Source organism: Micromonospora sp. NPDC048063 (genome assembly GCF_043202855.1).
Classification (GTDB): domain Bacteria; phylum Actinomycetota; class Actinomycetes; order Mycobacteriales; family Micromonosporaceae; genus Micromonospora.
Map to the genome: position 1 here is coordinate 141,883 of NZ_JBIDBG010000014.1, position 9,641 is coordinate 151,523.

Here is a 9,641-nt window from a genome sequence, read left to right on the forward strand (position 1 = left end):
ACAGTCTTATGCCAGAAACGCTGTACGGTCCGTTCCACGTTGTCCTCGCGGATGGCGATCTTAGTCCGACGCAGCGCTTAAGGATCGCGGGCTCGGAGAGCGTCGACGGACACTATATGGTCGACTTCGACGTGCCCCTGGACATGGTCGTGACCGGCGACGCGTGGACGGTGGAGGTGGCGTTCCTGAACCGCGACGATCCACCCGAGTGGATCACCGCCGTGTTCACGCGATCGACGGATCTCAACGCGAACGGCGAACTGGTCGTCGAGCTGCAGTCCGGCCTGGACAATTCGCCAAGCTGGGGCAGCGCACACTTCCGGCCGGGCATTCTCCTCGTCTGTACGTCGCTCGACGAGGTCATCAACCCGGCCCCCGGGCCAAACCCGTACGACTTCACGGTCCCCGAACGAGGCTGAGGTCTATGACGCAGCGACGGTCCAGCGTCGAGGTTGGGCGGCGACGACGCGGGCGGCTGGTTCGTTGTGTAGCGGGCAACCCGTCCGTGCTGCTCGGACCTACCTGATGGCGCGGCTGATCGGGAGGACTGCACCCAAAACAACGTGATCACCGTGCCGTCCAAACGCCAAGCAGGCAACTCCACCAGGAGCTGCCCGTTCAACATGTTCAAGTTCGACGGCCTACACGGCCCCCACAAGATCGAACGACCGGATCTGCCGCTGTCAAGGCGCGCGGTCGCTGGCGGGCTCGTCACCGTCCGTGTCGGCGAAAGGGTGCTGGTCTCCGATCCGCGGCGTACCAACATGCCGATGTTAGTGCGGAGTGGAAGGTTGGTTGATCGGCAGTATCAGGCCGTCCCGGCAACGCCGTACGCGGCGAGCCATACCCGTATGGCTTGGTCGGCCCAGCGGTGCAGATCGGCCTCGTCGTGGCGCTCACGGACCGCGAACGTCGCCTCGTTGAGTGGGATCGACAGGATCAGGTAGTTCAGGTGCTGTGCCGCCAGCAGCGGGTCCGGTGCGTGGACCAGCCCGCGCTCGGCGAGCCGGGCGATGGCGCGGGCGAGGGTCGCGGCGCCGCGTTCGGGTGCGCTCCGATGCCAGGTGCGGGCCAGTTCGGGGAACCGGACGGCCTCGCCGATGATCATGCGCCGCAGGTGGATCAAGTGGGGTTGCGTGACGGTGCTGACATGTTCGCGGGCGAAAGCACGCAGGTCGCGGGCCAGGTCGCGGGACTCGGCCAGTGATTCGGTCAGCGGTGAACCTGAGCGCTCCGCTTCAGCGATCGCGTTGGTGAAGACGGCCTCGAAGAGCGCCTGCTTGTCGGCGAAGTGCGCGTAGAGCGTGACTTTCGAGGCTGCTGCGCGAGCGGCGATCCGGTCCATGCTTGTACCCCGGTAGCCGTGTTCCAGGAACTCCGCCAGGGCAGCATCGAGAATCGCCTGACGCTTCTGCTCTTTCCGCACCCCTCAACTGTACTATACCGTTCAGTTCATGGAGGCTGTCATTACGTCCCGGGACGGGACCCGCATCGCATACGAGCAGCAGGGCTCCGGCCCGACGCTCATCCTCATCGACGCCGCCGGACACTTCCGCGCCAACAGTCCACTGGGTGAACTCGCCACCCTGCTGGCCGAGGACTTCACCGTCGTCCGGTATGACCGCCGCGGCCGTGGCGCCAGCACCGACACCCCGCCATACGCCCCCGCACGCGAGGTGGAAGACCTAGCGGCGCTGATCGACACGGTCGGCGGGCCGGCGACGCTCTACGGTTACTCGTCCGGCTGCCTGGTCGCGCTGCACGCGGCTGCAGCCGGCCTGGCCGTACGTCGTCTGGCCTTGCTTGAGCCGCCGATCGAGCCCGCAAGCGACAATCCAGAGCAACGAGCGTTCACCGCTCAACTGCGGCGCCTCACCGGCGCGGACGCGGTGGAGTTCTTCCTGACCAGCATCGGTGTGCCCGCCGAGACCCTTGCCGGCATGCGGGACACGCCGCACTGGTCCGCCATGGTCACCGTCGCATCCACGCTGGCGTACGACAGCATGTTCAGCGAAACCATCGACGCGGACCTGCTTCGACACGTCACGGCACCGACGCTGGTACTGAACAGCGCGGGCAGCACCACCGATCTGACTCACATGGCAACGGTCGTAACGGAGTTGCTTCCCCAGGCCGTTCACCGCAGCCTGCCCGGCGAGTGGCACGGCGTGCCTGCGGGCACCCTGGCCCCGGTGCTCAGCGAATTCCTTCGCTGAGGCCGAGGGGCGACCCACGGAAGAAGCCGTCCGAGTGGTTAACGCGGGAGCGACGGAAGCGCGGCGCCACCATCCGGATCTGCCGCGAGTCGCGCGCTACGCGACGTCACGGCGCTCGGTCGGGTCGGCGTCTGGTCATGCCGAGTACAGTGCACTTGGCCATGCCGGGAGTGGTGTGGGTTTCCTGCCGGATTCACTCGCTGCCTACGTCCGCCGGTCGCCGTGCGGCCCGCTTGGGCGTCATCTTTGCCTGGCCGGCCGGAAGGCGGGGAACGTTGCCGGCGGCGGGGTTGTCGTGTCTTGCCAGCGGGCGGACATCGCCTCGGCGAGCCGGGCGAACCAGTCGGCCATCGACGGCAGCGTCGTGGCTCGTTCGGCGAGCTGGGTGAACACCCGGATCTGTTGCACAAGCTGCGCTCGACGGCGCCAGCGGGTGCGTGGCGGCTGGTCGATGGCGGCCAGCAGCGGCAGCCGCTGCACCCGGACGGCGAGGGCTGCCGCAGCACCGACCGCGAGTGCCTGGTCAAGGCGTCCGAGAATTGCACCGGGCATGGCCTCGGCCAGTGCCCGGCGGTAGGCACGATCGGCCTCGGTCACCACGCTGTCGGGCAGCGTCGCCCAGTGGGCGCTGTAGGTGGGGAACGGAAAGTGTAGGAACGATGCGTCGAAGCCGAGGTGTCCGAAGATCGCGCCTTCGAAGTCCACTATCCGCACGCCGTGCGGTGTCACCAGCGCGTTCCCGGGATTGAGGTCGGTGTGCGTCAGTGCCGCGAACGGGCCGGGGTCGGTGATCCGATCCTGGACGAACGCGGCGTCGCCAGCCGCGACGCGCGCGTCCGGCAGGCCCAGCGCGGCGCAGGCGACCTCGACGTCCCGCCACCTGTCCAAACCGGGCCAGGGCAGTCCAGGGCCGGCATCCGCCTCCGGCGCGCCGAGACCAGCCAGCGCCTGCCTGTACCCCTCACCCGCGTCACGAGTGCCGGCGTGCAGCCGCCCGACGGCCACGCCGAACTCCACTACCGCTCGCGTGGCGGCGTCGGCATCGGCGCCGAGGAGGACATCCTCCAACGTCGGCCAGTCCCCCAGGTCGGTGGTGACCACGACACCCGCGGGCTGGTCGGAGGCGATCAACCGCGCGGGGACCCCGGTGGGCGCGGCCATCCGCAGCGCGGCCTCCTCCCGTCGCAGGTGGGCAGGGCCGCCGTGACCGGCCCCGTCCACGCGGCGCGTCTTGACCACCACAGTCCGGCCGACGCCGGGCAGGTCGCGGTCGAACGTCAACCGCGTAACCGGTGCCCAGTCGTGCCCGAGCGGCACCTCCGCCACCAGCGACGCGGACCCACCATGCAGCGGGCGCAACAGCGCGAGGACCGTGTCCCGCCGGTGTGCGGTCAAGGGGTGATGCACGAATGCATTCTTCCCGGTAACGGTTCCTGATCTGGGTATCCTGGGACGACCCATGTGGGCATCCGACTCTGCCGCAGGCAGCGCGCGACGGCGCTGGCGCGTCCGTCACGATCGGTATTCGTCGACCTATGCACGTACAGGCGCGGCAACGTTCGGACATGCCGAGGACCGCGCGTCGTAGTTGCGACCAATCGAGGCCAGCGAAGATGTCCTCGCCGGGCCGCCAAACCCCGAGCAGCGGGCATACGGGGTCATACGCCTCAAACTGCGCGATCTCCGGTCCATCTAGGTCGGATGGCTTGGGATTGGTGACAATTTCACCCGAGGCGAAGCGGATCACCAGACCACATTCTGGTGACTCCGATACGGCGGTGACTTCCTGCGAGATGAACGCACAGAGCGCATCCCGATAGCCTGGCTCACCGAACTCGAGGACGGTGTTGCCGACGGTCACAGCTGGCCAGACGTAGGCGGTAAAACGTGCGTCACAAAGTCGAGCTGCAGGTAGTCCCTGACGAAGACGACCGACTCAAGCTGCTCCTCGACCAGCACGTCGAGCCGGAACTCTGTCACGCCTAGATCGTCTCACGGCGCCCACGCCACCATCCGCACATGCCGCAGACCGCGCCTGGCATGACAACCCGATTGCGGGCGTCGACCGGACTCGGGTTGACTTTGACGGTGGATCGTCAACGGCTCAGCAGCATCGCGCACTCGCACCACCCGATCGCGGCCCCGATCTTCGGTGTCAACCTCAACCGGCTCTTGCGCCGAGCGGGCCGCCAACCGGCGGCTCGTGTCCTCGACCTCGGCTGCGGAGAGGGAGCCTGGGCGCTGCAGGCCCTCGCTCACTACCCCGACGGGCACGCGGACGGCGTAGACGTCAGCCGGTACGCCCTTGAACGTGCCGCCAGCGCTGCCGCCGAACGCGGCCTCGCCGACCGGCTCACACTGCACGAGCGCGACGCCCGGACGTACGTTCCTGACGGCGACTACGACTTGGTGCTGTGCGTCGGGTCGACACACGCGTTCGGCGGATTCGGCGAGACGCTGGAGATGGCCGGTCGGCATGTGAATGCCGACGGCATCCTGATGGTCGGTGAAGGATTCTGGCAAGTCCCGCCGACTCCGGAGGCACTCGCAGCGCTCAATGCAAAGCCTGAGGAATTCACCGACCTCGCCGGCCTGGTCGACGCTGCCGAGCAGGCCGGCTGGACGCCGGTGTACGCCCATGTCAGCGACTCCGCCGAGTGGGACGACTACGAATGGTCGTGGACCGGCTCGCTCACCGAGTGGGCGCTGGACAACCCCGGCCATCCGGACGCTGCCGAGGCACTCACCGCCGCCCGGGAGCACCGCGATCAGTGGTTGCGCGGGTACCGCAACGTTCTGGGCTTCGTGACGCTGGTGCTACGCCGTACCTGATCGTGGTGCGGTTCACTCTCATGCCGCAGGCAACGCGCGTCGGTGCTGGCACGTCCGTCGCCCTCGGCAGCCGTCACGGTGGCGCATCCCGGTGCGAGGACGTCCGGACGTGCCGATGCGCGGATGTCTGATCATGCTGAGCCAGGTTCGGGCCTGCGGCTTCTGCGCGAAGATGTGGTCCGTGACGAGCGTGGGGCATCGGCAACGCCTGGACGGCCGCCTGCTGGCCTGTCGGGGTCGGCCGGGTCGGGGCTGGCCCGCCGCGGGGACGCCTCGTAGGAGATGAACTCGAGCAGGCTTCCATCAGGATCGCGAAAGTAGACGCTCGTCCCTGTCCCGCCGGCACCGAATCGCGGAACAGGTCCTGTTTCCACCTCGACATTGTGTTGTTGCAGGTGTGCCACCGCCTCCTCGATCGGCCCCTCCCAGACGAAGCAGATGTCACTGTTCCCCGGGCGAACGGGGAGACGGGCAACGTTGTCCGCAAGGTCGACACCCGGCCCATGAACGTTCAACTGGTTGGGACCGACTCGGAACGCAACGCGGTCGCCGCCAACGCCGATCACCTCAGCACCGACGACATCACGATAGAAGTCGGTGGAGACCCGCCAATCCGAGACAGCAATGACGGCGTGGTCCAGCCGAGTCACGGGCACCATCTCACGACCTTACTGGTCGTCCGGATCTGCCGCCGTCCGGGCGTTACTTGGCGTTTCCTGTGTGGGTGACACTCAACTTCTGTCGGGAACTGTCGGCCGCCGGCTGGATCACCCACAGCGACCTGCCGTGGCAGCAGCTTGTGGGCCTCGGCCCTGCGGGCTTCGACGCCTACGGGCGGCTTCGGTTCCTGCCCGATCCGACACGCCCCGGCCAAAGCGAGAACGACGTCGACGCGGACTGGCCCACCGACCAACTGCCCACCCTCTTCGAGGTGCTGGCCACCCACACCACGACCCCCGAAGACTGCTACTTCTGCGTCTGGGAAGGCTTCGGCGACGCCGACGACGCAGCCGACGACGACGCCGTGTACATCGGCGAGGAGAACACAGGCGGCCTGCTCGAGCGGCTCGGCGGCCAGCCGGGACTGGCACTCACACCCGCTGCCCCGCCCTCGACACCGCGTGTGCCCAAGGTTGTGGTGCCCCACCGTGCGTACTGGTTGTTTCGAGGGCCGTTAGCCGACGTCGGCACATGGGACACCGCTGCGGGGTGGCCGGGCCAGCGTCGTCTCAGCAACGCCGAGCCAGCATTCGCCTGGCCCGCTGATCACGCCTGGTGCGTGGCCAAAGACGTCGATCCGCACTGGGCCGGGATCGGCGGGACCCGGGCGCTGATCACCCAACTCACCACCGACCTGCGCCTCGACGTGGTCCCCGCCGACCCCACCCAGGACCAGCCGCTCTACCGATGAACAGCCCGGTGCCCAGTTGACGAGTGCTTTGCGGACCGCTGACAGGCCCTGCCGCGCTCAGGTCGGAACGCACGGATCTGCCGCGATCAGCGCGTTCGGCGGATGCGGTCATTCCCGTCCGCCGCGCCCTGCGAGAGACCTTGGTAGCCGCCGGCGGCTACTGTGTGACCGGCGTGCCGGAGGTGCCCTGAGCGGCCGAGCCGAGGGCGGCGCAGATCCGGGGTAGTGCCGTACCGATCGACTCGCGAATCACCTCAACGGCAAGGTCGTCGTACGGGGTTGGGTCACGGTTGACGATTATCAACCGACTACCTGCATTGACCGCCACGGAGCACAGGGAGGCAACCGGCTCGACCTGCAGCGAACTGCCGACCGCGAGCATAAGCTGGCTATTCGCGGCGATCCGCTCGGCGTGGCTGACCGTAACCGGGTCGAGGCGCTCCCCGAACAGCACCACGGCAAGCTTGAGAATGTTGCCGCAGTCGGTGCACCGAGGGTCGCCGTCGCCGGCCGCCACTCGCGCCAACGTCTGTTCGCTCGGCGCGCGCATGCGACAACCGGTGCAGACCACCTCGCGCATCGTGCCGTGCAGTTCGAGTACCTTACGCGGACTGGAGCCCGCCTTCTGGTGCAATCCGTCGACGTTTTGCGTGAGGAGGCGCACCGCGACCCCGGTGCGCTCCAGGTCGGCGAGCGCATAGTGCGCCGCGTTGGGCTCGGCCCGCCACGCGGCGTGCTCGAGATAGGTCTGCCAGAACCTTGCCCGCACCGCTGGCGCGGCCATGAACGAGTCGTAGGTGAACGCCTTGACCAGCGTCGGGTCGCGGGTCCACACGCCCGAGGGTCCGCGGTAGTCGGGGATACCGGAGTCGGTCGAGATGCCGGCTCCGGTAAGTATCGCCACCCGGGTCACCCCGTCCGCCCAACACATGGCCATGACCGCCGATGGTAGGCCGCGGACACGGTCGGCACGAACCCATTTACCCTTCCATGCCGGACTCCGTGCATAGGTTGATCTGCCACAACATTCACCACAGGTTGCAGCAGGGCGCCGTGCACTTACTTGCCGCCGGTAGGGCGTCTCGACTTTCGGTAGCCGCTGACCGGGCACCACGCTTCGTGATGAGGCGCGATGGGGGAGAATCATCGGTCCTTGCCGACTCGAGTGCGTCGGCGACCTTGGAGGCGCTCGGCTGATCGACGCGAGTCCTGCATATCCATCTGCTCGCTCGCTACGTCGCCGGCCTCAGCAAGATTCGGTGGGTCCACTCCAGCAGGCGCGTCACTTGAAACGGGCCGGTCCAGCCGACCGACGGCGCTGTATCGTCGTACTCGACCGCCGACCAGCAATCGTCAAACGTGGCTGTGTACTCCCGGTTGCCGGGGAACACGTTCGTGACGGTTCCCACGACAAGTGTGCCCTCGGGGAAGCGTCTGGTGATCGCGGCCCATTCCTCACCCGACCAACGTGAGAAGCGGGTTCGTCGACCGCGCATCCTGGCGTCCAACGGAAACAGCCGCACCTGGCCGGGCCGATGTTGCAACACCTCGAAGAGCCCCGTCTTGCCGACCGCGGGCCAGTCGGGCGGGTCGTCCGGCAGGTGCAGGACGTCGACCCATCCCTGCGGCGGCTGACCAAGGTCTACCAGAACCCCTACCCGTCCCGGACCCATCGGGATGGCACTTATGGTGCCTCTTACCCGGTCGCCCACTGGGAAGGCGAGACGTGCCGCCTGTCCTGGCTCGGCGCAACTGATGCGGGTCGGGAGAGTTGATGCCTTGGATCAGTGGATCTGACGCCGGCTCAGTGAAAGTGATGCCGTAGCGTCACCGGGGTGGGTCTGCTGTTGGTGCTGCGCCCTCCGCAGTCGCGTCCGAAGAGCCTGCGCCGTGCTACCCGGACGCAGCGGCGTGAGCGCCACCGCGCTGACGCCGAAGAGTGGGCCGCGGCGAAGGAACGCGGTTTGCTGCTCGAAGTGTCTGTGGAGGAGCTGTTGCCGTTGATGAATGCGGCCGGCGGAAACCAACTTCCGATCTTGGGTCAGCTTGACCCATGGTCAGATGGCGTACTCAGCCGTGAGGATCTGCCGCAGCTCGACGCCGAAGTTGACCGTCTGGAGGCGGCGGCGGGTAACGACGTGGAGCGTGGGCTGGCGGCGGCGCTACGGGCGTTACTGGGGTGCTGGTAAGAACGGCGACACCAGGGGCCAAATAGTGGATCTTGGTAGGTGGTGTGGGGCTCGGCCATCGGCGTCTGTGCTGGCGTCCCGTTAGGGGATCCATGGCCAGGCATCCTGCCGATGATTACCGGGGCGGTGATGTCCGCAAGACAGAGGAAGAAATATGACACAAGGTGTCAGACTTTGGGTCGAGTATGGCTTCACCGGTCGGCGTCGATGGCGCGGACTGGGCACCACGGATACATATGGGATAGATAAGGACCTCCATGCGCGAAACTTCAGAAGATCTCCAAGAGCTTCAGGCCCTCCTTGACGCCTCCCTCTCCCGCTCCACCTCGCACCTCCGCTCGATCATCAGGGCTGAAAGCACACTGACCGCGGAGCAGCTCACCCAGGTCCTCACCGGCATGCGCACCCTCGCCCTGTCCACCGTGACGGCGAAGGGCGAGCCACGGATCAGCGGTGTGGACGGGCACTTCCTGCACGGGAAGTGGCACTTTGGCACGGCGCGCAACGCCGCCAAGGCGCGCCATCTCGCGGCGCGGCCCGCCGCCAGCGCCGCGCATATGCGCGGTGAGGACCTAGGCGTGTTCACGCACGGCAAGGTGGAGATCCTCAACCCCCAGGACGGCGAGCCGGCCGCGGACTGGCCCGACCTGCTCGCGTACTTCAAGGACTTCTACGGCGACGGCGACGACTTCTTCGACTGGGAAAACGACGTGGTCTACTACCGGCTACATCCGCACTGGATGACCGTCTACGCCCCCGACATCGCGAAGCTCACTGCGGCGTCCCAGTCCTGATCCGCAGCACGGGCCGCATCGGGACCAGCCACGTGATGAGAGATCTGGTGAAGCGGCCGGGAGCCGGTCCGAAGGGGGGGTGTCCCTATGGGTTTCGTCAAGCTGTGATCGGCGGTGTGGGGCGGGGCTGGTAGGGGATCTTGTCGCGGAGCATGGCGAACAGGACGTCGCAGCGGCGTCGGGCGAGGCAGATGAGGGC

The 9,641-nt window shown here is 67.3% G+C and carries 12 protein-coding genes; 6 read left to right on the forward strand and 6 right to left on the reverse strand.

Translation table 11 applies throughout. The features are described from left to right. Positions 1-8: 8 nt before the first annotated feature. Complete coding sequence (locus ACGFZ2_RS27465; protein ID WP_393458315.1) at positions 9-419, forward strand: hypothetical protein; 411 nt, start codon at positions 9-11, stop codon at positions 417-419. 389 nt (positions 420-808) lie between these two features. Here ACGFZ2_RS27465 and ACGFZ2_RS27470 read toward each other — a convergent pair whose 3' ends face one another. Beyond that, positions 809-1,426, reverse strand: coding sequence for a TetR/AcrR family transcriptional regulator (locus ACGFZ2_RS27470; RefSeq protein WP_393458318.1), 618 nt, complete (start codon positions 1,424-1,426; stop codon positions 809-811). 28 nt (positions 1,427-1,454) lie between these two features. On the opposite strand from ACGFZ2_RS27470, the gene ACGFZ2_RS27475 reads away from it, so the two are divergent. Next, the gene (locus ACGFZ2_RS27475) at positions 1,455-2,216 is read left to right on the forward strand and encodes an alpha/beta fold hydrolase (RefSeq protein WP_393458321.1); all 762 of its coding nucleotides are present in this window, start codon (positions 1,455-1,457) and stop codon (positions 2,214-2,216) included. A gap of 240 nt (positions 2,217-2,456) precedes the next feature. On the opposite strand, the gene ACGFZ2_RS27480 is transcribed toward ACGFZ2_RS27475, so the two are convergent. Both ACGFZ2_RS27480 and ACGFZ2_RS27485 read right to left on the reverse strand, forming a co-directional pair. Further along, positions 2,457-3,677, reverse strand: coding sequence for a hypothetical protein (locus tag ACGFZ2_RS27480; protein ID WP_393458324.1), 1,221 nt, complete (start codon positions 3,675-3,677; stop codon positions 2,457-2,459). 396 nt (positions 3,678-4,073) lie between these two features. Further along, a complete protein-coding gene (locus tag ACGFZ2_RS27485) occupies positions 4,074-4,196 on the reverse strand; it encodes a hypothetical protein (protein ID WP_393458327.1) in 123 nt (40 codons plus the stop codon). Between the two features lie 39 nt (positions 4,197-4,235). Between ACGFZ2_RS27485 and ACGFZ2_RS27490 the strand changes: the two genes are divergently transcribed. After that, positions 4,236-5,048 carry an SAM-dependent methyltransferase gene (locus ACGFZ2_RS27490; RefSeq protein ID WP_393458330.1) on the forward strand — a complete coding sequence of 271 codons (813 nt, stop codon included), beginning with the start codon at positions 4,236-4,238 and terminating at the stop codon, positions 5,046-5,048. Between the two features lie 131 nt (positions 5,049-5,179). On the opposite strand, the gene ACGFZ2_RS27495 is transcribed toward ACGFZ2_RS27490, so the two are convergent. Further along, positions 5,180-5,707, reverse strand: coding sequence for a VOC family protein (locus ACGFZ2_RS27495; RefSeq protein WP_393458333.1), 528 nt, complete (start codon positions 5,705-5,707; stop codon positions 5,180-5,182). Positions 5,708-5,772: 65 nt separating this feature from the next. Between ACGFZ2_RS27495 and ACGFZ2_RS27500 the strand changes: the two genes are divergently transcribed. Beyond that, the gene (locus tag ACGFZ2_RS27500) at positions 5,773-6,459 is read left to right on the forward strand and encodes a hypothetical protein (RefSeq protein ID WP_393458336.1); all 687 of its coding nucleotides are present in this window, start codon (positions 5,773-5,775) and stop codon (positions 6,457-6,459) included. 157 nt (positions 6,460-6,616) lie between these two features. Here ACGFZ2_RS27500 and ACGFZ2_RS27505 read toward each other — a convergent pair whose 3' ends face one another. Next, a complete protein-coding gene (locus ACGFZ2_RS27505) occupies positions 6,617-7,363 on the reverse strand; it encodes a Sir2 family NAD-dependent protein deacetylase (RefSeq protein ID WP_357703687.1) in 747 nt (248 codons plus the stop codon). Positions 7,364-7,691: 328 nt separating this feature from the next. After that, complete coding sequence (locus ACGFZ2_RS27510) at positions 7,692-8,132, reverse strand: hypothetical protein (protein WP_393458339.1); 441 nt, start codon at positions 8,130-8,132, stop codon at positions 7,692-7,694. Positions 8,133-8,294: 162 nt separating this feature from the next. On the opposite strand from ACGFZ2_RS27510, the gene ACGFZ2_RS27515 reads away from it, so the two are divergent. Both ACGFZ2_RS27515 and ACGFZ2_RS27520 read left to right on the forward strand, forming a co-directional pair. Further along, positions 8,295-8,648, forward strand: a complete 354-nt coding sequence (locus tag ACGFZ2_RS27515; protein WP_393458342.1) for a hypothetical protein — start codon at positions 8,295-8,297, stop codon at positions 8,646-8,648. 257 nt (positions 8,649-8,905) lie between these two features. After that, the gene (locus tag ACGFZ2_RS27520) at positions 8,906-9,442 is read left to right on the forward strand and encodes a pyridoxamine 5'-phosphate oxidase family protein (RefSeq protein WP_393458345.1); all 537 of its coding nucleotides are present in this window, start codon (positions 8,906-8,908) and stop codon (positions 9,440-9,442) included. Positions 9,443-9,641: the final 199 nt, after the last annotated feature.

Coding starts and splice junctions, on each gene's coding strand:
- ACGFZ2_RS27465 (WP_393458315.1), top strand. CDS start 9: ATGCCAGAAACGCTGTACGGTCCGTTCCACGTTGTCCTCGCGGATGGC.
- ACGFZ2_RS27475 (WP_393458321.1), top strand. CDS start 1,455: ATGGAGGCTGTCATTACGTCCCGGGACGGGACCCGCATCGCATACGAG.
- ACGFZ2_RS27480 (WP_393458324.1), bottom strand. CDS start 3,677: ATGGGTCGTCCCAGGATACCCAGATCAGGAACCGTTACCGGGAAGAAT.
- ACGFZ2_RS27490 (WP_393458330.1), top strand. CDS start 4,236: ATGCCGCAGACCGCGCCTGGCATGACAACCCGATTGCGGGCGTCGACC.
- ACGFZ2_RS27495 (WP_393458333.1), bottom strand. CDS start 5,707: ATGGTGCCCGTGACTCGGCTGGACCACGCCGTCATTGCTGTCTCGGAT.
- ACGFZ2_RS27510 (WP_393458339.1), bottom strand. CDS start 8,132: ATGGGTCCGGGACGGGTAGGGGTTCTGGTAGACCTTGGTCAGCCGCCG.
- ACGFZ2_RS27520 (WP_393458345.1), top strand. CDS start 8,906: ATGCGCGAAACTTCAGAAGATCTCCAAGAGCTTCAGGCCCTCCTTGAC.